This is a genomic window from Cellulosimicrobium sp. EB106-03-01-XG111 (genome assembly GCF_058792115.1).
In genome coordinates this window covers 1-23,268 of the sequence record NZ_JBYTEQ010000034.1, presented here as the reverse complement: position 1 = coordinate 23,268, position 23,268 = coordinate 1, and the positions used below count along the sequence as shown (strand labels likewise).

General features: G+C 72.1%; 8 protein-coding genes. All 8 read left to right on the top strand.

Annotated features, from left to right (window positions below):
* Positions 1 to 217: 217 nt before the first annotated feature.
* Positions 218 to 1,756, top strand: coding sequence for a sugar ABC transporter ATP-binding protein (locus AC3WT4_RS19725; RefSeq protein ID WP_257416664.1), 1,539 nt, complete (start codon positions 218 to 220; stop codon positions 1,754 to 1,756).
* Positions 1,753 to 2,811: an ABC transporter permease gene (locus AC3WT4_RS19720; RefSeq protein ID WP_108048306.1), complete on the top strand. Its 1,059-nt coding sequence runs from the start codon at positions 1,753 to 1,755 to the stop codon at positions 2,809 to 2,811. The genes AC3WT4_RS19725 and AC3WT4_RS19720 overlap by 4 nt, the downstream gene beginning before the upstream one ends.
* A gap of 83 nt (positions 2,812 to 2,894) precedes the next feature.
* A complete protein-coding gene (gene yjfF / locus AC3WT4_RS19715) occupies positions 2,895 to 3,872 on the top strand; it encodes a galactofuranose ABC transporter, permease protein YjfF (protein WP_074809335.1) in 978 nt (325 codons plus the stop codon).
* 261 nt (positions 3,873 to 4,133) lie between these two features.
* Entirely contained in the window at positions 4,134 to 8,015 is a 3,882-nt protein-coding gene (locus tag AC3WT4_RS19710) for an alpha-L-arabinofuranosidase family protein (protein ID WP_492316287.1), read from the top strand.
* A 222-nt stretch (positions 8,016 to 8,237) separates the two neighbouring features.
* Positions 8,238 to 12,416: a beta-L-arabinofuranosidase domain-containing protein gene (locus AC3WT4_RS19705; RefSeq protein ID WP_492316286.1), complete on the top strand. Its 4,179-nt coding sequence runs from the start codon at positions 8,238 to 8,240 to the stop codon at positions 12,414 to 12,416.
* A gap of 154 nt (positions 12,417 to 12,570) precedes the next feature.
* On the top strand, positions 12,571 to 15,468 hold the full coding sequence (locus tag AC3WT4_RS19700) for a beta-xylosidase family glycoside hydrolase (RefSeq protein WP_492316285.1): 2,898 nt from the start codon (positions 12,571 to 12,573) through the stop codon (positions 15,466 to 15,468).
* Between the two features lie 148 nt (positions 15,469 to 15,616).
* Complete coding sequence (locus AC3WT4_RS19695; protein ID WP_492316284.1) at positions 15,617 to 18,031, top strand: family 43 glycosylhydrolase; 2,415 nt, start codon at positions 15,617 to 15,619, stop codon at positions 18,029 to 18,031.
* 213 nt (positions 18,032 to 18,244) lie between these two features.
* A complete protein-coding gene (locus AC3WT4_RS19690) occupies positions 18,245 to 23,182 on the top strand; it encodes a family 43 glycosylhydrolase (protein WP_492316283.1) in 4,938 nt (1,645 codons plus the stop codon).
* The last annotated feature ends 86 nt before the right edge of the window (positions 23,183 to 23,268 follow it).

Below are 23,268 nucleotides of genomic sequence, written 5' to 3'. Positions count from 1 at the left end.
CCCCCCCCCCCCCCCCCCCCCCCCCCCCCCCCCCCCCCCCCCCCCCCCCCCCCCCCCCCCCCCCCCCCCCCCCCACCACGGACGGGTCGCGCGCCGGGAGAGCCCGTCTCCCCGGCGCGCGGCCGACGCACCACCGCCGGCTTGCCGACGTCGCCGGCGTCCTGAGGCGCCCCGGGGCCTGGCAGCCCCGTCGCCACCGCTGCACGGAAGGTCACCCATGACTACCGCCGTCCCCGACGGTCGGCCCGTCGTCGAGATGACCGGGATCTCGATCGAGTTCCCGGGCGTCAAGGCGCTCGACGGAGTCGACCTCACGCTCCGGCCCGGAGAGGTCCACGCCCTCATGGGCGAGAACGGCGCCGGCAAGTCGACGCTCATCAAGGCGCTCACCGGCGTCTACTCGATCGACTCCGGTCGCATCCTCGTCGACGGCGCCGAGCACACGTTCTCGGGCCCGGGCGAGGCCCAGGCCGCCGGCGTCTCGCCGGTGTACCAGGAGGTCAACCTCTGCGAGAACCTCTCGGTCGCCGAGAACATCATGCTCGGCCACGAGCCGCGCCGCCTCGGCGCGATCGACTGGCGGGCCACGCGCCGTCGGGCGGGGGAGATGCTCGCGCGTCTCAACCTCGACATCGACCCGGCGTCCTCGCTCTCGAGCCACTCCCTCGCCGTGCAGCAGCTCGTGGCGATCTGCCGCGCGCTCGTCGTCGAGTGCAAGGTGCTCATCCTCGACGAGCCGACGTCCAGCCTCGACGCGGACGAGGTCGCCCAGCTGTTCGCCGTCGTGCGGCGCCTGCGTGACGAGGGCGTCGCGATCCTCTTCGTCTCGCACTTCCTCGAGCAGGTGTACGAGATCTCCGACCGCATGACCGTGCTGCGCAACGGGAGGCTCGTCGGCGAGTACGTGACCGCCGAGCTGCCGCGTCTCGAGCTCGTCTCCAAGATGATCGGCACCTCGCTCGAGGTGCTCGAGGAGCTCGAGGAGGCGCCCAAGCGCTCGGTCGCCGACCGCGAGGCGACGCCGTTCGTCCAGGCGCTCGGCGTCGGCCGCAAGGGGTCGGTGCAGCCGTTCGACCTCGACGTCTACCCGGGCGAGGTCGTCGGGCTCGCGGGCCTCCTCGGCTCGGGCCGCACCGAGCTCGCCCGCCTGCTCGCGGGCGCGGACCGCGCGGACAGCGGCCAGGTCCGCATCGGCGGCGCGCTCGCCCGGCTGCGCACTCCGCGCAGCGCGATGCAGCGCAAGATCGCGTTCTCCTCGGAGCACCGCAAGGCCGAGGGCATCGTGGGCGACCTGACGATCCGCGAGAACATCGTGCTCGGGCTCCAGGCCGAGCGCGGGTGGGCCCGGCGCCTGCCGCGCAAGCAGGTCGACGAGATCGTCGACAAGTACATCAGCGCGCTCGCGATCCGCCCCGCCAACCCGGACGCGCTCATCAAGAACCTCTCGGGCGGCAACCAGCAGAAGGTGCTCCTCGCGCGCTGGCTCGCGACGGCGCCCAGGCTCCTCATCCTCGACGAGCCGACGCGCGGCATCGACGTCGGGGCGAAGGCCGAGATCCAGAAGCTCGTCGCCCAGCTCTCGGGCGAGGGCATGTCGGTCGTGTTCATCTCGGCCGAGCTCGAGGAGGTGCTGCGGCTCAGCCACCGCATCGCCGTCATGCGCGACCGCGTCAAGGTCGCGGAGATCACCAACGACGAGGACGTCACGGTCGAGGACGTCGTCGAGCTCATCGCGAGCGGAGGGCAGGAGTCATGAGCACCACGGCACCCGCCTGGCAGCGCGTCGTCCAGCACCGGCTCTTCTGGCCGATCGTCGCGCTGGTCGTGCTGCTGGCGGTCAACACGGTCAACCGGCCGAGCTTTCTGTCCATCCGGCTGCAGGACGGGCACCTCTTCGGGTCGCTCGTCAACCTGCTGAAGAACGGTGCGCCGCTGCTGCTCGTCGCGCTCGGCATGACCCTCGTCATCGCGACGCGCGGCATCGACCTGTCGGTCGGCGCGGTGGTCGCGATCTCCGGGGCCGTCGCGCTGAGCTTCATCGCGTCGTCGCCCACGCCGGACAGCCTGACGACCGTCCTCGTCGCCGTGGGGATCGCGCTCGCGCTGTCCTTCGTCCTCGGCGTGTGGAACGGGTTCCTCGTCTCCGTCCTCGGGATCCAGCCCATCATCGCGACGCTCGTGCTCATGACCGCCGGCCGCGGCGTCGCGATGCTCATCACGAACGGGCAGATCACGACGGTCAACAGCGCACCGTTCAAGTCCATCGGGTCCGGGTTCTGGTTCGGCGTCCCCGTGGCGGTCGTGCTCGCGGGGATCGTCTTCGCGGCCGTCGCGCTCCTCACCCGCCGCACCGCGCTCGGCATGCTCATCGAGTCCGTCGGGATCAACCCCGAGGCGAGCCGCCTCGCGGGCGTCAAGGCGCGCAGCATCATCTGGACCGTCTACGCGGTGTGCGCCCTCTTCGCGGGCCTCGCCGGCCTCATGATCTCCTCGAGCACCATGGCGGCCGACGCCAACAACGCCGGGCTCTTCATCGAGCTCGACGCGATCCTCGCCGTCGTCATCGGCGGCACGTCGCTCGCGGGCGGGAAGTTCTCGCTCTCCGGCACCCTGGTCGGCGTCCTCATCATCCAGACGCTCACCCTCACGGTGACCATGCTCGGCATCTCGCCGTCCGTCACGCCCCTGTTCAAGGCGATCGTCGTCATCGCGGTCTGCCTCGCGCAGTCCCCGAAGGTGCGCGACCTGGTCGCCGCCCGACGACGTCGCGCGGCCCCGACGGCCGCCGCGGCCGCGGAGGTGAGCGCCTGATGTCCGCCGTGCAGACCCCTGCCCCGACCTCTCCGCCCGACCCCCGGGGCGCCGAGACCGCCGCCCCCGGAGGCCGACCGACCATGACCGAGCGACTCACGAGCCGCGTGCGCCTCGACCGGCGCTACCTCCCGGTCCTCGGCACCTTCGCGGTGCTGGCGCTCATGCTCGTCGTGGGCGGGAGCCGGTACGAGAACTTCCTCTCGGCCCGCGTCATCTCCAACCTGTTCATCAACAACTCGTTCCTCATCGTGCTCGCGGTCGGGATGACCTTCGTCATCCTCACCGGCGGCATCGACCTCTCCGTGGGCGCCGTGGTGGCGCTGTCGGGTATCACGACGGCGTCGCTCCTCCAGAGCGGGTGGCCGGTCGCGGTGGTGCTCGTCATCGCGGTCCTCATCGGCACCGTGCTGGGGCTCGCCGTCGGGCTCATGGTCCACGTGTTCGACATCCAGCCGTTCATCGCCACGCTCGCCGCGATGTTCCTCGCGCGCGGCCTGTGCTACGTCATCAGCCTCCAGTCCATCCCGATCACGAACGAGTCGTTCGTGGCGCTCGCGGGCTGGAGCCAGGAGATCGGCGACGGCTGGCGCCTGACGACGGCGGTCATCATCGCGCTCGTCGTCGTCGCGATCGCGTTCTACGTGCTCCACTACACGCAGTTCGGCCGCACCGTCTACGCGATCGGCGGCGGCGAGCAGTCGGCGATGCTCATGGGCCTGCCCGTCGCGCGCACCAAGGTGCTCGTCTACGTGGTGAGCGGCACGTGCGCCGGCATCGGCGGCCTGCTGTTCGCGATGTTCTCGCGGTCCGGCTACTCGCTCACGGGCGTCGGCATGGAGCTCGACGCGATCGCGGCGGTCGTCATCGGCGGCACGCTCCTCACGGGCGGGACGGGCTTCGTGCTCGGGTCCGTGCTCGGCGTGCTCGTGCTGGGCCTCATCCAGACGATCATCACGTTCGAGGGCACCCTGAGCTCGTGGTGGACGAAGATCGTCATCGGCGTGCTGCTGCTGGTCTTCGTGATCCTGCAGCGCGTCCTCGTCGTCAGACGGAGGTGAGCCGGCGGCACCGGCCCCCGCCGCGGCCGTCCTCGTGACGCCCGCGGCGCGGCCGGTGCCGCGGCCGTCTGCCCGGGCCGACGGCCCGGGGTCACCGGAGCAGGACGGGGGCCGGCACCCCTGGGTCGTTCGGGCGTACGCCCGACCGGCGGTGTCATGACGCCGCCCTTGTAGAATGTGAGCGCTCACACTAGGCTCGGGCCGAACTTGTGAACGCTCACACGCAACGGTGCGTGTCTCTCGACGAAGAGAGGAAGCCCCATGGAAAAGCCTGTTCACCCGTCCCCTCCCACGACCCGGCGCAGACCGGCGCGCCGCCGGTCCGTCGCCGTCGCCCTCGTGGCGGGCATGGTCGGCACGGTCGCGCTCGCGACGTCGCTGCCGGCCTCCGCCGCGGAGCCCGACCTGCCCGACGGCGCGTGGGTCGACGCGTTCGACGGCGCCGCGCTCGGTCCCGACTGGACCGTCGTCAACCCCGTGCCCGAGGCGCTGTCCGTCGCCGGGGGGAAGCTGACGCTGACCTCGCAGCCGGGCGACACCTACCAGGACGCGAACAGCGCCAAGAACGTCGTGCTGCTCGACGTGCCGGCGGGCGACTTCACCGTCGTCACCCGGCTCGAGGCGCCCGTCACGTCCGTCTACCAGGGCGCGGGCCTCGTGGCGTGGCAGGACATGGACAACTACGTGCGGTCCGGCCTGACCTTCGTGGGCGAGCTCTCGCCGTCGGGCCGCGCGATCGAGAACGACGTCGAGACCGGCGGCGTCTTCAGCGCGGCCGCCTTCACCGACCGCCCGGGCTCCACCGGGGAGACGCTGCGCATGCAGCGCACCGGCGACACGATCGCCACGACCTACTGGGACGGCACCGCGTGGCAGCCCGCGGGCTCGGTGACCGTCGACTTCCCGACGACGCACGTGGGCCTCTACGCGCTCGCCGCGCAGAGCGGCGCGGCGCACACCGCGGCGTTCGACTACGTCGCCGTCCAGGCCGCCGAGGGCGCGGACCAGGTGCCCGACGGCGCGTTCACGCTCGCGGGCCCGGGGGACGCCCGGTACCTCGTGGCGACCGACGACGGCCTCGCCCTCGACGACGAGCGCCCCGCGACGACGGTCGCGCTCGAGGCGACCGCGGTCGACGGCGCCGAGGGCACGTCCCCGGTGACGCTCGCCGTCGGCGACCGGCCCGTCGTCGTCTCCGGCGCGTCCCGGCTCTCCCTCGGGGCCGCGGGCGCGGACGCGACGGCGCTGCGGCTCACCGACGCGGGCGGCGGCACGGTCTGGCTGCGCAGCGCGGCGGACCCCGAGCTGTACGCGGGCGTGCGCGCGTCCGACGGCGCGCTCGTCCTCGGTCCGCGCGACGGGGCCACGAAGCTCACGATCACGCCCGCCACGAGCGCCGACCACGAGATCACCGTGGACCTCGCCGGCGAGCGCACGGAGATGAGCGACGAGCTCTACGGCATCTTCTACGAGGACATCAACTACGCGGCCGACGGCGGCCTGTACGCCGAGCTCGTGCGCAACCGGTCGTTCGAGTTCACCAACCAGGACAACGGGTCGTTCACCGGGCTCACGGCGTGGAGCGCCGCGAACCGTGGCGGCGCGACGGCGACGACCCAGGTCGTGAACGACGCCGGGCGGCTCAACGCGACGAACCGCACCTACCTCAACCTCACGACGACCGCCGCGGGTGCCGGGGTGCGCAACGCCGGGTACAACACGGGGCTGTTCGTCGAGGAGGGCGAGTCCTACGACTTCTCCGTCTGGGCGCGCTCGGCGACGGCGCAGACCGTCACGGTGCGGGTCGAGGACGCCGCCGGGACGACGGCGTACGCGACCGGCCAGGTCGCCGTCGACGGCTCGGACGCGTGGAAGAAGTACGACGTCACGCTCACCGCGACCGGCACGACGAACGCCGGGCGCCTCGCGCTGCTCTCCGGCGCGGCCGGCACGCTCGCGCTCGACCAGGTGTCGCTCTTCCCGCAGGACACGTGGGTCGGCCCGGTCAACGGGAAGTCCGTGCTCCGCAAGGACCTCGCCGAGAAGATCGACGCGCTCGACCCGCAGTTCCTGCGCTTCCCCGGCGGCTGCGTGACGAACGTCGGCACGTTCCGCACGTACGAGGAGTCGGGCTTCACCGACCGTCGTCGCACCTACCAGTGGAAGGAGACGATCGGCCCGGTCGAGGAGCGCGCGACCAACTGGAACTTCTGGGGCTACAACCAGTCGTACGGTATCGGCTACCTCGAGTACTTCCTCCTCGCCGAGGACCTCGGCGCGACGCCGCTGCCCGTGGTGTCGGTCGGCGCCAACGGCTGCGGCAGCACCATCCCCGAGATGAAGGACCCCGCGCAGATCCAGCGCTGGGTCGACGACACGGTCGACCTCGTCGAGTTCGCGAACGGCGACGCCACGACCGAGTGGGGCGCCGTGCGCGCCGAGCTGGGCCACCCCGAGCCGTTCGGCCTGAAGTACCTCGGGCTCGGCAACGAGGAGAACACGAAGACGTTCGAGGCCAACTTCCCGGCGTTCCGCGACGCGGTCGCGGCCGCCTACCCGGACGTCCAGATCATCTCGAACTCCGGTCCGGACGACACCGGCCAGCGTTTCGACGAGCTCTGGGAGTTCAACCGCGAGCAGGACGTCGACCTCGTCGACGAGCACTACTACAACGACCCGCAGTGGTTCCTCGAGAACGACGAGCGCTACGACTCCTATGACCGCGAGGGGCCGCACGTGTTCCTCGGCGAGTACGCGTCGCGCGGCAACACGTTCGCCAACGCGCTGTCCGAGGCCGCCTTCATGACGGGTCTCGAGCGCAACTCCGACGTCGTGCGGCTCGCGTCGTACGCGCCGCTGCTCGCCAACGAGTCGTACGTCCAGTGGTCGCCCGACGCGATCTGGTTCGACAACGACGAGTCGTGGGGCTCGGTGAACTACTACGTCCAGCAGCTGTTCTCCGCGAACGCGGGCGACGAGGTCGTGCCCAGCACCCACGCCGGCCCGGCGCCCGCCGACGCGACGCTCGACGGCGGCGTCTTCCTCTCCACGTGGAACACGGCCGCGCAGTACGACAACGTGCGCGTGACCGACAACGCGAGCGGCGAGGTGCTCTTCGCGGACGACTTCGAGTCGGGCGCGTCGCAGTGGGAGCCGCAGTCGGGCACGTGGGCGGCGCAGGACGGCGCGTACGTCCAGTCGGCGACGAACGTCACCGACGCCCGGTCGATCGTGGCCGGCGCGTACGCGAAGGACTGGTCGAGCTACACGCTCGAGCTCGACGCGCGCAAGACGTCGGGCGCCGAGGGCTTCCTCGTCGGCTTCGCCGCGGGCGGCCCGAACGACTACTACTGGTGGAACCTCGGCGGGTGGAACAACTCGCGCCAGGCCCTCCAGCGCGCGTCGGGCGGGAGCGCCAACGAGGTGCAGGCCGTCGAGAACCACAGCATCGAGGCCGGTCAGCCGTACCACGTCAAGGTCGTCGTCGAGGGCTCGACGATCGAGCTCTACCTCGACGGCGAGCTCCAGATGTCCTACGAGCAGCCGTCGACGAAGTCGCTCTACCAGGTCGTCACACGGGACGACGACACGGGCGACGTCGTCGTCAAGGTCGTCAACCCCACCGCGACCGCGGCGCGCACGCAGGTGCACGTCGAGGGCGCCGAGGGGATCGCGGACCAGGCGACGGTCACCGAGATGGTGGGCGCGCCGTCGGACACGAACACCAAGGCGGACCCCGAGCGGGTCGTCCCGGTGGAGCGGACGCTGACCGGCGTGGGGGAGGCGTTCTCCTACGAGTTCCCCGCCCACTCGATCACGTTCGTCCGGCTGCACGCGTCCGAGGCGGCCCCGGAGCTCGACCTCGCGGTCGAGGTCGCGCCGCGCTGCCTGGCGGGCAGGGCGTACGTCGCGGTGCGCGCGACGAACGGCGAGGACGTCCCCGTCGCGCTGACGCTCGCGACGCCGTTCGGGCAGAAGGCGTTCGCGGACGTGGCGCCCGGCAAGAACGCGTACCAGTCGTTCGCGGCGCGCGCGACGTCGGCCCCGGCCGGCACCGCGACCGTCACGGGCACGGCGGTGGTCGACGGCGAGCCCGTCACCTCGACCGTCGACGTCGCCTACGACGCGCTCGACTGCGGCTGACCTCGTGACGTAGAACCGCAGGTCGCGAGGTAGACGCCCGCGCGCTCTACCTCGCGACCGCCGGTTTTACCTCGCGGGAGCCCGCTTCCCTCGTGGCCGGTCCGGCGGGCCACGAGGGCGCGGCCCGCGCCACCCGCGCGGGCCGCCCTCGCCACGACACCGCACGACACCGCACGTCCCGACGCGCGGGCGACGACGCCCGCGCCGACCTGAGGAGCACCGATGCACCCCCGACCGACCGACGGCGTCCGCCGTCGACCCGGCGGCGCGGCCCGGCTGGCGGCCGTGGCGGCCGCCGCCGCGCTCGCCGTGACCGCGTGGGCACCGACCGCCGTCGCGGCCGACGCCCTGCCCGCGCCCGTCCTCGACCTCGCGTTCGACGGCGACGTCGCCGACGCGAGCCCCCTCGCGCACCCCGTGGCCCTGCGCGGCCACTCCGGCTCCGCGCCGACCGGCTACTCCTACGTCGACGGCGTCGACGGGACGGGGCAGGCCCTGCGCCTGAGCGGCAGCACCTACCTCGACCTCGGGTCGTCGACCGCGCTGCAGCCCGAGGACCTCACGCTGTCGTTCTGGGTGGAGCCCAGCGGGAAGCTGTCGGGCGAGCACGTCATCACCTGGAACAAGCGGGCCTACAACTCCGACGGCTGGTACGTGTCGTCCGAGTCGGACACGGTGCCGCTCGCGCTGTCGGTCGGGCCGGCGTCGGGCCAGCCGTACAAGGTGCGGGTCGCGAGCTCCGACCGCGCGGCGTTCTTCCCGGCGGACGAGTGGACGCACGTCGTCGTCACGTACGACCACACGACGAAGGCCGTCGCGTTCTACCGCAACGGCGAGCAGGTGCCGTCCGCCGTCGCGAACGCCGTCGGCGGCGACGCGACCGGCGTCCTGCGCTCCGACCCGGCGCTGCCCAAGACGATCGGGTTCAACGGGCCGCAGTACAACGGGGCCTACCTCAAGGCCGCGCTCGACGACTACCGCCTGTACGACGCCGTCGCGGACCTGGGCGACGTCGTCGGGCTGTACGAGGAGGGCGGCCGCACGGTCGACCGCGACGCGATCGCGCAGGACGACGCGGACGCGCTGTCCCTGCCGGAGCGTGCGACGGTCGCGCTCGTGCTCCCGACCACCGGCTCGCGCGGGTCGACCGTGACGTGGCGGTCGTCGCACCCGGACGTGGTCGCGACCGACGGCACCGTGGTCCGCCCGGCGATCGGCGAGGACGACGCGCACGTCACGCTCACCGCGACGGTGCGGTACCTCGACGGGGAGCCGGTGACGCGCGACCTGGAGGTCGTCGTGCCCGCGCTCGTCGACGAGACGCCGCTCGAGGAGACCGCGCTGCCGTCGGTGCTGCTCTCCGACGACTTCCTCCAGAACGCCGCCGCGAAGGAGCACGAGTACCTGCTGAGCCTGGACTCCGAGACGTTCCTCTACGAGTTCTACAAGGTCGGCGGGCTGACGCCGACCACCTCCGCCGGGTACGGCGGCTGGGAGCGCAGCAACGCCGTGAACTTCCGCGGCCACGCGTTCGGCCACTACCTCTCGGCGCTCGCGATGTCGTGGTCGTCGACGCAGGACGAGGCGACGAAGGACGCGCTGTTCACCGAGATCGAGGAGGGCGTGGGCGGGCTCGCGCGCGTGCAGGACGCGTACGCCGCCGCGCACCCCGGCTCCGCCGGGTACGTGTCCGCGTTCCGCGAGTCGATCCTCGACCAGGTGCAGGGCACCGGGACGTCCGACGAGAACGTCATCGTGCCCTGGTACAACCTGCACAAGGTGCTCGCCGGCCTGCTCGACGTCGCCGAGCACGTCGACGGCCCCGTCGGGGACCAGGCGCTCGCGGTCGCGACCGACTTCGGGCTCTACGTCCAGGGGCGCGTGGCGAAGCTCCCGAGCACGGACGTCATGCTCCGCACCGAGTACGGCGGCATGAACGAGGCGCTGTACGAGCTGTTCGACCTCACGGGCGACGTCCGGATCAAGGAGGCCGCCGAGGCGTTCGACGAGGTGACGTTCTTCCGTCAGCTCGCCGCGGGCCAGGACGTGCTCCCCGGCAAGCACGCGAACACGCAGATCCCGAAGCTGCTCGGCGCGCTCAAGCGCTACCAGGTGTTCACGCAGAACCCCGCCTACTACGACCTGCTCACGCCTGCCGAGAAGGACGAGCTGCCGATGTACCTCGCGGCGGCGGAGAACTTCTTCGACATCGTGGTGCGCGACCACACGTACGTCACCGGCGCGAACAGCCAGGCGGAGCACTTCCACGCGCCCGGGTCGCTGCACGAGCGCGCCGACGAGCAAGGCACCGCGCGCAACGCGGAGACGGCCGAGACGTGCAACGAGTACAACATGCTCAAGCTCGCGCGCGAGCTCTTCACGCTGAGCAAGGACGTGCGGTACGCCGACTACTACGAGAACACCTTCATCAACACGATCCTCGCGTCGCAGAACCCGGAGACGGGGACGACGACGTACTTCAACCCCATGGCGTCGGGCTACCACCGCGTCTACAACCTGCCGTTCACCGAGTTCTGGTGCTGCACCGGGACGGGGATGGAGAGCTTCTCCAAGCTCGGCGACTCGATCTACTTCACCGGCCAGGGCTCGGTGTGGGTCAACATGTTCTTCTCCTCGACGGTCGAGCACGCGGAGCAGAACCTGCGGCTCACGCAGGAGGCGAACCTGCCGAACGAGGACACGGTGACGTTCCGCGTCGACGCGCTCGACGGCGGCGCCGTCGCCGAGGACGCGACGCTGCGCCTGCGCGTGCCGTCGTGGATCGCGGGCGACCCGACCCTGGAGGTGAACGGCTCCGCCGTCGAGCCGGACGTCTCGCGCGGGTACGTGGTGCTGCCCGTCGCCGCGGGCGACGTCGTCCGGTACACGATGCCGATGGCGACGTCCGTCGTCGACACCCCGGACAACCCGTACTTCGTGGCCTTCCGGTACGGGCCGGTCGTGCTCTCCGCGAACCTCGGCGAGGTCCCCGAGCCGGCGTGGCAGGGCACGGGCATCCTCGTCCGCTCCTCCACGCGCGACTCCGACGCCCAGACGACGATCACGGCGGCGAACATGGGCGCCGACGAGTGGAAGGAGCGGATCGCGGAGAACCTCGTCCGCGTCGAGGACGACGCCGAGGGCCGGGTCCAGCTGCGCCTGCAGAACACCGCCGACGGCGGCGACCTCGTCCTCACGCCCCACCACACCAACTGGGACGTGACGTACGGGCTCTACCTCAACCTGGACGAGCCGGACTCCGCCGCGTCGCAGGAGCGCATCCTGCGCGCCAAGCAGGCGCTGCGCGACGCCGACCGCACGGTCGACAGCCTGACGAGCTTCGACAACAACAACTTCGAGAACGCGAAGAACCTCAAGCAGAGCGGGTCGTCGGTCGGGACGTTCTCCGGCCGCCAGTTCCGCCACGCCAACGGCACGGGCTGGTTCAGCTACGACCTCATGGTCGACCCGGCCTCGGCGTCGAACCACCTGGGCGTCACGCTCTACTCGGGCGACCAGGGCCGCGTCTTCGACGTGTACGTCAACGACGAGAAGCTGAAGACGATCACCACGGTCGCGAACGCTCCGACCAAGGACGAGCAGGGGTTCTACGTCGACACGACGCAGCTCCCGGCGAAGTACCTCGAGATCGGCGAGGGCACGCGCTGGAAGGTCGACAGCGCGGGGGAGCACGTGCTCGACGAGGACGGCGAGCGCATCCCCGTGGTCACCGTCCGCTTCCAGGCGACGGGCGGCTGGGCCGGAGGCGTGTTCGGCGTCCGGGTCGACCGCGCGGCGTCGTACGACGCGGCGCCCGGGCTCGCGGCGCTCGCGTTCGACACCGGGTCGCTCGCCCCTGCGTTCGACCCGGCGGTGACGGACTACACCCTCACCGTCCCCGCGGGCACGACGAGCGTCGTGCTCGACGCCGACCCGCACGTGCCCAGCGGCCTCGTGCGCGTCGACGGCGTGCTGGTCGACGACACGCAGGGCCGCACCGTCTCCCTCCCCGCGGACGGGAGCGCCCGGACCGTGGAGGTCGTCGGCGTCGCGCAGGACCACGAGACCGCCACGACCTACCGGGTCGAGATCGTGCCGGGCACCACGGCCGTCGTCCCGCTCGACGTCGAGGTCTCGTCGCGCTGCCTCGCCGGCAAGGCCTACGTGGCGGTCCGGGCGACGAACACGGGCGCCACCCCCGTGGACGTCACCCTGGCGACGCCGTACGGGGAGAGGTCGTCCACGGCCGTCGCCCCGGGCGCGAACGCGTACCAGTCCTTCGCGTCGCGCGCGACGACGGTCCCCGCCGGCATCGCGACGGTCACCGCGACGGCGGTGCTCGACGGCGCCCCGGTCACCACGACCCACGACGTCGACATCGAGCCGCGGACCTGCGGCTGAGCGACCCGCGCGCTGCACCGGCGTCCTCGCGGTCGGTCCGACGGACCGCGAGGACGCCGCACGGCAGCGACGCACCGGTTGTCGATATCGGTACCGACATCGATATCGCGGAGATGAACCCCCGGGCAGCAGGACCTCGACGAGGAGGAACGACATGAGCAGACACCGGAGACGACGAGCCGCGGCGACGATCGTGGCGGGCGTGCTCGCGCTCGGCGCGAGCCTGCCCGCGGCGCACGCCGCCACGACGGCCGACGACGAGCCCCCGACGGCCACCGCCCTCACCGGTCTCACCACGACCGACCGCGGCGACGGGACGTACGACGTCCCGCTCCTGCGCAGCGACGTCCCGGACATCAGCGTCACGCGCGTCCCCGCGGCCGAGAACGACGAGGGTCGCGACCTCTACTACATGATCAGCACGACGATGCACCTGGCCCCCGGCGCCCCGATCATGAAGTCGTACGACCTCGTGAGCTGGGAGATCGTCGGCTACGTCTACGACCGGCTCGGCGTCGGCGACGTGTCGTCGCTGCGCAACGGGAAGAACGGCTACGGCAACGGGCAGTGGGCGTCCTCGCTGCGCTACCGCGACGGCACGTTCTACGTGGTGTTCAACACCAACGACCTCGGGGGGTCGTACCTCTTCCGCACGGACGACGTCGAGCACGGCGCGTGGGAGCGCACCGCGCTCGGCCGGGGGTTCCACGACCCGTCGCTGTTCTTCGACGAGGCCGACGGGGGGACGCCCTACATCTTCTACGGCTCGGGCTCGACGAGCGCCGTCCGGCTGAACGACGACCTCACCGCGATCGAGGCGGACTTCCCGAACATCTTCGGCGCCGCGGACTACGCGGGCGAGCCGTTCGTCGGGGGGCTGTTCGAGGGCGCGCAGGTGCACTACATCGACGGCGAGTACTACGTCGCGATCATCACGTGGCCCAGCGGCCAGAACCGGCAGGAGGTCCTCTTCCGCTCGCCGCACCTCCTCGGGCGCTACGAGACCGCCGACGGCTCGAACCCGTACGAGGCGCGCAGCGCGCTGAACTCGGACGGCTTCGCCCAGGGCGGGCTGGTCGAGGTGCCGGACGGTGCGGGCGGCTACGAGTGGTGGGGGATGTTCTTCCGCGACACCTACCCCCTCGGCCGCATCCCCGCGCTCATCCCCGCGACGTGGGAGGACGGCTGGCCGACGTTCGGCGACGACGGCGTCGTCCGCGTCGGCGACACGTTCGCCAAGCCGATCGTGCTCGACGAGGCGACCGAGCGCCGGGAGCGGCTGAAGAGCATCGTCGCCTCCGACGACTTCGCGAACGACGCCGAGCACCGCGCCTTCAGCGACACCGTCTGGGAGGTCCCCGACGCGCCGACGTACGACGAGTCCCTGCTCGGCGTCGAGCTCGTCGCCAACCCCGGGTTCGAGGACGCCGGGACCGCGCCGTGGGCCGCGCAGTTCGGGGCGACGCTGTCGCGCGAGACGAGCGGCGCGGCGTCGGGCGCGGGCGCGCTGCGCGTCGCGGGCCGGACGCTCAACGGCTCCGGGCCGAACCAGCAGCTCGGCGGGAAGATCCAGGCGGGCGTGACCTACGAGGTCTCGGCCCGGGTCCGCTACGCCTCCGGGCCGGCGCAGGTCCGCTTCAACCTCGTCGGCGACCGGGGGGCGGGCGTGACCACGCTCGCGTGGGCGAACGCCACGCCGGGGGAGTGGACGACCGTGCGGGGCACCTACACCGTCCCCCAGGACGCCGACGTCCGGACCTTCAAGCTCGCGGTCGAGACGCCGTGGGGCAACCCGCAGCCGCCGTCGTCGAGCGTCGAGTACCTGCTCGACGACGTCTCCGTGGTCGGCCGCGTGCCGGACGTCGAGACGCCCACGCTCGAGGAGGTGTCCTACAACGGCTCGGACCTCGACCTCGCCTGGCAGTGGAACCACGCGCCGGACAACCGCTACTGGTCCCTCACCGACCGCGAAGGCTGGCTGCGCCTGACCAACGGGCACGTCGTGACCGGCGAGGCGGAGTACACCAAGGCGCCCGGGCGCGACCTCACCTACCTCGAGGAGGCGCGCAACACGCTCGGCCAGCGCACGTTCGGGCCGACGGCCTCCGCGGAGACCCGCCTCGACGTGTCGGGGATGCTCGACGGCGACGTCGCCGGCCTCGCCGTCTACGGCCGCAGCTTCGCGTACGCGGGCGTCCAGCAGGTCGACGGCGAGCGCACGCTCGGCCTCGTCACGCGGCTCCAGCCGTTCACGGACACGATCGACCGCGACGCGGTCGAGTCGTTCGTCCCCGGGTCGCAGGTCCCGCTGGGCGAGCGCACGGACGTGCATCTCAAGGCGGACGCGGACTTCGCCTCGCCCGGCGGCCAGCTCTGGGTGCAGTACTCCTTCAGCCTCGACGGGCGCACGTGGCAGCCGCTCGGGCCGCGCCAGGGGCCGCTCGTCATGGACTGGAGCCTGTCCCACTTCATGGGCTACCGGTTCGGCCTCTTCTCCTACGCGAAGGAGCAGACCGGCGGGCACGTCGACTTCGACCACTTCCTCCTCAGCGACGTGCTCGACGCCGACGGCGGCGCGGACCGGACGGCGCTCGACGCCGTCGTGGCCGAGGCGGAAGGGCTCGACCCGGCGGGCTACACGGCCGGCTCGTGGGCCGCCGTCGAGCAGGCCCTCGCCTGGGCGCGGTCGACGACCGCGCCGTCGACGCAGAACCAGGCCGACGCGCCCGCGCGGGCGCTCGCGCTCGCCGTCGCGTCGCTGGAGCCGACGACGTCCCCCGACGTCGCGTTCGCGGCGGAGGCGAGCCTGCGCGCGCTCGCCGGCACGGACTACGTCGCCGTGCGCGTCGTGAACGAGGAGGACGTCCCGGTGGACGTGGTGGTCGCCACGCCGTACGGCAGCCGGACCTTCGCCGACGTGCGTCCCGGCGCGAGCGCCTACCAGGCGTTCGCCACGCGGCGCCCGCAGGCACCTGCCGGTGAGGTCACGGTCACCGTCACGCGCAAGCCCGACGCGGCGACGACGACCCGCACGGTGCCGTTCGGCCGCTGACCCGCGGCTGACCCGGCGGGCCGCCCCGGCTGCGCCGGGCCGGCGCGAGAGGAGGGGGACGCAGGACGACGGCGGGGACCGCCGTCGGGCACGACCGTCCGCGCACGGTGCGCGGACGCGCAGGACACACATCGATCGAGGAGGATCCATGGACACGCACCACCGCAGACGACGTCGCCTGCGCGGCGCCGTCGCCGGGGCCGCGCTCGCGACGCTGCTCTCCGCGTCGCTCGCCGCGCTGCCGTCGTACGCCGCGGACGAGGAGCTGGTCGTCAACGGCGGCTTCGAGGACGGCACGACCGGCTGGTTCGTCAACAACGGCAACGCGACCGACACGGCCGTGCTGTCGACCACCGACCAGGCGTTCGCGGGCGAGGCCGCGGCCCTGACCACCGAGCGCGCGACGACCGGCTCCGGTCCGATGCAGGACCTCAGCGGCAAGGTCCGCGCGGGCGAGACGTACGAGCTCACCGCCAAGATCCGGTACGACGCGGCCGCGGCCCCGGCCTCCAAGCAGTTCTTCGCCACGATGCACTACGGCGGCGGCACGTACACGAACCTGGTGAGCGTCACCGCGACCAAGGGCCAGTGGGCGACGTTCGACGGCCGGTTCACGATCCCGGCCGACCAGAACGTCGGCACCGCGCGGCTGTTCTTCGAGACGCCGTGGACGAGCAACCCGTCCGCCGACCCGGCGACGCACCTCATGGACTTCGTGCTCGACGACGTCTCCGTCGTCGGCGCCGCCCCGCCCGGGCCGCCCTCGAAGACGATCGAGGTGCTCGGCAAGCTGCCCGGCGAGCACAACCCGCTCATCTCCCACAAGTTCGGGGCCGACGGGTTCGGGTTCGTCGAGGACGGGCGCGTGTACATGTACATGACGAACGACACCCAGGGCTACGCGCCCGACCCGGCGACGGGCGTCTCGCCGCAGATCAACTACGGCAGCATCAACCAGATCACGCTCATCTCGTCCGAGGACCTGGTGAACTGGACGGACCACGGCGAGATCCAGGTCGCGGGGCCGCAGGGCGTCGCGCCCTTCACCAACAACTCGTGGGCGCCGGGCATGGCGAAGAAGACGGTCGACGGCGTCGACAAGTACTTCCTCTACTACGCCAACGGCGGCGGGTCGTCGAACGTCATCACGGGCGCCTCGCCGCTCGGGCCGTGGACGAGCGAGCGCGACAGCACGCTCATCGACGGGCGCACCCCGGGCGCCGAGGCCGTGGCCTGGAAGTTCGACCCGGCGCCGCTCGTCACCGACGACGGCGCGTACCTCTACTTCGGCGGTGGCCCGGCGTCGACGTCGATGCCCGCGGCGGAGCGGTTCAACAACCCGAAGAACATCCGCGTCATCGAGCTCGGCGACGACATGGTCTCGACGCAGGGCACGGCGGCCGTCGTGGACGCGCCCGTGGCGTTCGAGGCGGCGCAGGTCTTCGAGCGTGACGGGAAGTACTACCTGTCGTACTCGTCGCACTTCGGCGGCAACGACTTCGGCGGCAACCAGGCCACGCTCCCGGGATACCCGGGCGGCGGGCAGATCGGCTACATGATCTCCGACGACCCGATGTCGTTCCCCAAGGAGACGTACGCCGGGGTGATGTTCCCGAACCAGTCGCAGTTCTTCGGCGCGGGCACGGGCGGCAACAACCACCAGTCGGTGTTCGAGCTGGACGGCAAGTACTACTTCACGTACCACGCTCCCACGCTCAACAAGCGCATCAACGGCAGCACCACGCAGGGCTACCGCAGCCCGCACATCCAGGAGCTGACGTTCAACGCGGACGGCACGGTCCAGCAGGTGGTCGGCGACTACGCGGGCGTGGACCAGGTCAAGGACCTCGACCCGTTCCGGGTGCTCGAGGCGGAGACGTTCGCGTGGCAGCAGGGCCTCACCACCGCGAAGACCGACGGCGGCTCGGCGCAGTTCGGCACGCAGGCGCCGAACCTCGTCGTCCGCGACGTCGACGCCGGCGACTGGTCGGCGCTGTCGTCGGTCGACTTCGGCGACGGTGCCGCGAGCGTCACGGCGCGTGTGAAGCCGCTCGTCGAGGGCGCCACGGTCGAGGTGCGCCTCGACGACCGCGAGGGCGCCGTCGTCGGCACGCTCGACCTGGACACCCCCGTGGGCGAGTGGGCGGACGTGACCGCCGCCCTCGAGGGCGTGCGCGGCGTCCACGACGTGTACTTCACGTTCGCCGGCCCCGCGGGCGTCGACCTCGTCGAGGTGGACACGTGGGAGTTCGCGGCCGACGCCGCCGGCCCGGCCGTCGAGCTCGATGTGACCGCGTCCGCACGCTGCCTCGCGGGCAAGGCCTACGTGGCGGTGCGCGCGACGAACCTCGCCGACGTCGCGGCCGACGTCGAGCTCGTCACCCCGTTCGGCACGCGCGTCGTGCGCGACGTCGCGCCGGGGGCGAACGCCTACCAGTCGTTCGCCACGCGGTCCGCGTCGCTCGCGGCCGGGGTCGCGACCGCCACGGGCACCGCGGTGCTCGACGGCGCCACGGTCGAGACCGCGCACGAGGCCGCCTACGGCGACCTCTCCTGCGGCTGACGCCGGACGACCCGCACGACCGACGGCGGCCCGCACCACACCCGGTGGTGCGGGCCGCCGTCGGCGTCCGAGGGGCGTCGCCCCGTTTTCGACATCGTTGTCGGCCCGAGGGTCCCTAGGCATGTTTGCGCTCACATGTTAGCGTTCACACGCGTGTCCGACGGCGGACCCGCGACCGGCGCCGACGCCGGGCACGACGACGAGGAGTCACCGATGACCTCACGCCACGAACCACCCCCGACGCCCGCGGAGCCCCGCGCCCGCCGCCGACGCCGCTCGCTCGCGGCGCTGCTCGGCCTCGCGCTCGTCGCCCCGCTCGCGCCCGTGGGCGCGGCGGCCGCCGGCCCGATGCCCGCGGCGCCCGCACCGGTCCCCGCCGCGGCCGAGCCGACCGCGGACGGTCTGCGGCTCTGGCTCCCGCTCGACGAGACCGAGGGCACCGTCGCGCACGACGCGTCGGGTCACGGTCTCGACGCGACGCTCGTCGGCTCGGGGGGCGGGTGGCGCGCGGGCCAGGGTCTGACGTTCGGCGGCGCGAACCACGTGGACCTGCCCGACGACCTCCTGGCCGGCTACGACGCCGTCACGGTGAGCGCCGACGTGTGGGTCGACACGTCGCTGAGCGGCAACTACTTCTTCTACACCCTCGGCAACCCGGCGGTCGGGACCCCGCAGTCCGGGAACGGCTACCTGTTCTCGACGGGCAACGCGAACTACCGCGCGACGATCTCCGACCTCGCGTGGGGGCGCGAGCAGAACACGGCCAAGGCTCCCGCGGGCGCGCTCCAGCGCGGCGTCTGGAAGACCGTCACCTACACGCTCGCGGGCGGCACGGCGCGCCTGTACGAGGACGGCGCGCAGGTCGGGCAGAACACCGCGGTGACGATCACGCCCGGCGCGATCGGTGGCGGCACGACGACCGCGAACGCGCTCGGGAAGTCCGCCTACGCGGCCGACAACCTCTTCAAGGGCCGCATGAAGGACTTCCGGCTCTACGACCGCGCGCTCACCGCGCAGGAGGTCGCCGACCTCGCGTCGGACGCCGCGCAGGACGCCGTCGCGGCCGACGCCGCCGCGCTCGACCTGGGCGACACGAGCGCCGTCGCCACGGACCTCGCGCTCCCGGCGAAGGGCGTCGGCGGCTCGGCCGTCGCGTGGTCGAGCTCCGACGAGGGCGTCGTCTCGGCGAGCGGCGCGGTCACGCGCCCCGCGGGCGACGAGCCCGCGACCGCGACGCTCACCGCCACGGTGACGCTCCGCGGCGCGACCGAGACCCGGACGTTCGACGTCACGGTCCTGCCGGGCGACGGCGACCAGGCCAAGGCCGACGCCGCGGCCGCCGCGCTCGAGGTGACGAACCTCGACGACGTGCGCGGCAACCTCACGCTGCCCACCACGGGCCTGCACGGCGCGAGCGTGACGTGGGAGTCGTCGTCGGGCACGATCGCCCCGACGGGCGAGGTGACGCGCCCGGCGCACGGCGAGGACGCCGAGACCGTGACCCTCACCGCGACGGTGACGGTCGGCGCGGCCACCGCGACGCGCGAGCTCGCGGCGCACGTCCCGCCGCTGCCCGAGCAGGAGGACCTCGCGGGCTACCTGTTCTCCTACTTCGTGGGCGAGGGCACCGCCACGGGCGAGCAGGTCTACTTCGGGCTCAGCCAGGGCAACGACCCGCTGAAGTACCAGAACCTCAACGACAACCAGCCCGTCCTCACGTCGGAGCTGGGGGAGAAGGGCCTGCGGGACCCGTTCATCATCCGGTCGCCCGAGGGCGACAAGTTCTACCAGATCGCCACCGACCTCAAGATCTACGGCAACGGGAACTGGGACGCGTCCCAGCGCACGGGCTCGAAGTCGATCATGGTGTGGGAGTCCACGGACCTCGTGAGCTGGACCGACCAGCGTCTCGTGCAGGTCTCGCCCGACACCGCGGGCAACACGTGGGCACCGGAGGCGTACTACGACGAGACGATCGGCGCGTACGTCGTGTTCTGGGCCTCGAAGCTCTACGCGGAGGACGACCCGGGCCACACCGGCAACACCTACAACCGGATGATGTACGCCACGACGCGCGACTTCGTGACGTTCAGCGAGGCGCAGGTGTGGGTCGACCCGGGCTACTCGGTCATCGACTCGACCGTCACGCAGCACGACGGCCAGTACTACCGCTTCACCAAGGACGAGCGGAACAACACGTCGTCCACGCCGTGCTCCAAGTTCATCCTGGCCGAGAAGGCGGCCGAGCTGCGCTCGACGGACTACGACTTCATCACCGACTGCATCGGCAAGGCGAACTCCCTCGGCGGCGGGATCAACCAGGGCGAGGGCCCGACGATCTTCAAGTCGAACACCGAGGAGAAGTGGTACCTCTTCATCGACGAGTTCGGCGGCCGCGGCTACGTGCCGTTCGAGTCGACCTCGCTCGACGCGGCCGAGTGGACCATGTCCACCGACTACGAGATGCCGTCGCGCCCGCGCCACGGCACGGTGCTCCCCGTGACGCAGGCCGAGTACGACCGCCTGCTGCGCACGTACCAGCCGGACGCGTTCGTCGAGTCCGTCGAGGACGTCGCCGTGACCGTCCAGACCGGCTCCGCGCCGGTGCTCCCGGCGGCCGTCACGGCCCGCTTCGCGGACGGGTCCACCGGGTCGGCGGACGTCACGTGGGACGCGGTCGACCCGGCGTCGTACGCGCAGGCCGGCTCGTTCGAGGTCGCCGGCACGCTCGGCGGCGGCGTGAGCGTGCGCGCCCGCGCGGTCGTCACCGTGACCGACGACGTCGTCCCCGTCGAGGGCCTGAGCGTCACCCCCGAGTCGCTCGAGGTGGGCGTCGGCGGGACGCGGCAGCTCACCGCGACCGTCACGCCGGCCAACGCGACGGCGCGCGCGATCACGTGGGCGTCGGACGACGCGGACGTCGCCACGGTCTCGGCCGACGGCGTCGTGACGGGCGTCGGCGAGGGCCACGCGCTCGTCTCGGCGACGACGGCCGACGGGTCGCGCACCGCGTACGTCGCGGTCGAGGTGACGACGGAGATCCCGGGGCTCGTCGTGCGCTACGCGCTCGACGAGACGAGCGGCACGACGGCCGCGAACTCGGCGCCGGGGTCGTCGTTCGGCCCGGCGACGCTGATCAACGGCGCGGCCTTCTCGGGCACGGGGGAGGGCGTCCGGCTCGACGGGACGGACGACTACGTCGACCTGCCCGACCACCTGCTCGCCGGGCTGACCGACGTCACGGTCGGGCTCGACGTCAAGGTCGCGACCGACCAGGCGACGCCGTACTTCGTCTACGGCCTCGGCAACACGAGCGGCACGGCGGGCGACGGGTACCTCTTCACCACGGGCAACGCGTACCGCACGTCGATCGCGACGGGGAACTGGACCACCGAGCAGACCGTCACCAAGAACGCCAACCTCCAGCGCGGGGTGTGGAAGCACCTCACGTACACGCTGTCCGGCACGACGGCCGTGCTCTACGAGGACGGCGTCGAGGTGGGTCGCCAGACCGGCGTCACCATCGACCCGAAGGACATCGGGAACGGCTCGACGCTCGCCAACTACATCGGTCGCTCGCTGTACTCGGGCGACCGCTACCTCAAGGGCTCGGTGCGCGACTTCCGGATCTACGACCGCGCGCTCACGGCCGACGAGGTCTACCAGGTCGGGGCCGACCACACGGCCGTCACGGGCGCCGAGCTCGACGCGCTCAAGGTCCCCGCGATCGTCGACGGGGCGAGCTCGACCGTGACGCTCGCCGTCGAGCCGGGCACGGACGTCTCGGCGCTCGCGCCGGTCCTCACGGTCTCGCCGCGCGCGACCGTCACGCCCGAGAACGGCTCGGTGCAGGACCTCACGCAGCCCGTGGAGTACACGGTGAGCGGGCCGGACGGGTCCTCCCGCACGTGGACGGTCCAGGCGAAGCAGATGGGCAGCCCGGTGCTCCCCGGGACGTACGCCGACCCGAACATCGCGCAGTTCGGCGACACGTTCTACCTCTACGCCACGACCGACGGCACGCCGGGCTGGGGCGGCAAGGACTTCTACGTCTGGAAGTCCTCCGACCTCGTGACGTGGGAGCGCTCGGAGCAGCCGTTCCTCACGCTCGACGGCGCCGACGGGAACGTCCCGTGGGCGACCGGCAACGCGTGGGCGCCCACCATCATCGAGCGCGACGGGAAGTACTGGTTCTACTTCTCGGGCCACAACCCGACGTACGACCGCAAGACGATCGGCGTCGCGGTGGCCGACAGCCCCGAGGGCCCCTTCACGGCGCAGCCGACGGCGATGATCACCAACGGCGAGGCGGTCACGTCCGGCCAGGCCATCGACCCGGCCGCGTTCCGCGACCCGGAGACCGGGAAGTTCTGGCTCCTGTGGGGCAACGGCGGGCCGTCGAACGGCCCGGTCATGGCGGAGCTGGACGACGACATGACGTCGATCAAGCAGGACACGCTGCGGCGCATCCCCGGCCTGACCGACTTCCGCGAGGGCCTGTTCCTCAACTACCGCGACGGCGTCTACCACCTCACGTACTCGATCGACGACACGGGCTCGGAGAACTACCGCGTCGGCTACGCGACGTCGGACAGCATCGACGGCCCGTGGACGTACCGCGGCGTGATCCTCGAGAAGGACGCCTCGCAGGGCATCCTCGGGACCGGGCACAGCTCGATCCTCAACGTCGAGGGCACGGACGAGTGGTACATCGCGTACCACCGGTTCGCGATCCCCGGTGGCAACGGGACGAACCGCGAGACGACGATCGACCGCCTCACGTTCGGCGCCGACGGCCTCATCCAGAAGGTCGTGCCGACGCTCGAGAGCGTGGACCCGGTCGAGGTGTCGCCGGCCCCGGCGGTCGAGCTGACCGTCGAGGCCACCCCGCGGTGCCTCGCGGGCAAGGTCTACGTCGCGGTGCGGGCGACGAACGCGGGCGACGTGCCCGCCGACGTCACGCTCACGACCCCGTACGGCACGAAGACCGTCACCGGCGTCGCGCCGGGGGCGAACGCCTACCAGTCGTTCGCGACGAGGGCGGTCTCCGTGCCCTCGGGCACGGCCACGGTCACGGGGACCGCGCTGCTCGACGGCGCCCCGGTCACCACCACGTACGACGTCGCCGTCGCTGCCCACACCTGCGGCTGACACCACCCCGCCGAGGTAGAACCGCAGGTCGGGGGGGGGGGGGGGGGGGGGGGGGGGGGGGGGGGGGGGGGGGGGGGGGGGGGGGG

Bases quoted from the DNA above. Each gene is read 5' to 3' on its own strand.
- yjfF (WP_074809335.1), top strand. From the start codon at position 2,895: ATGACCGAGCGACTCACGAGCCGCGTGCGCCTCGACCGGCGCTACCTC.
- AC3WT4_RS19690 (WP_492316283.1), top strand. From the start codon at position 18,245: ATGACCTCACGCCACGAACCACCCCCGACGCCCGCGGAGCCCCGCGCC.
- AC3WT4_RS19720 (WP_108048306.1), top strand. From the start codon at position 1,753: ATGAGCACCACGGCACCCGCCTGGCAGCGCGTCGTCCAGCACCGGCTC.
- AC3WT4_RS19700 (WP_492316285.1), top strand. From the start codon at position 12,571: ATGAGCAGACACCGGAGACGACGAGCCGCGGCGACGATCGTGGCGGGC.
- AC3WT4_RS19710 (WP_492316287.1), top strand. From the start codon at position 4,134: ATGGAAAAGCCTGTTCACCCGTCCCCTCCCACGACCCGGCGCAGACCG.
- AC3WT4_RS19705 (WP_492316286.1), top strand. From the start codon at position 8,238: ATGCACCCCCGACCGACCGACGGCGTCCGCCGTCGACCCGGCGGCGCG.
- AC3WT4_RS19695 (WP_492316284.1), top strand. From the start codon at position 15,617: ATGGACACGCACCACCGCAGACGACGTCGCCTGCGCGGCGCCGTCGCC.
- AC3WT4_RS19725 (WP_257416664.1), top strand. From the start codon at position 218: ATGACTACCGCCGTCCCCGACGGTCGGCCCGTCGTCGAGATGACCGGG.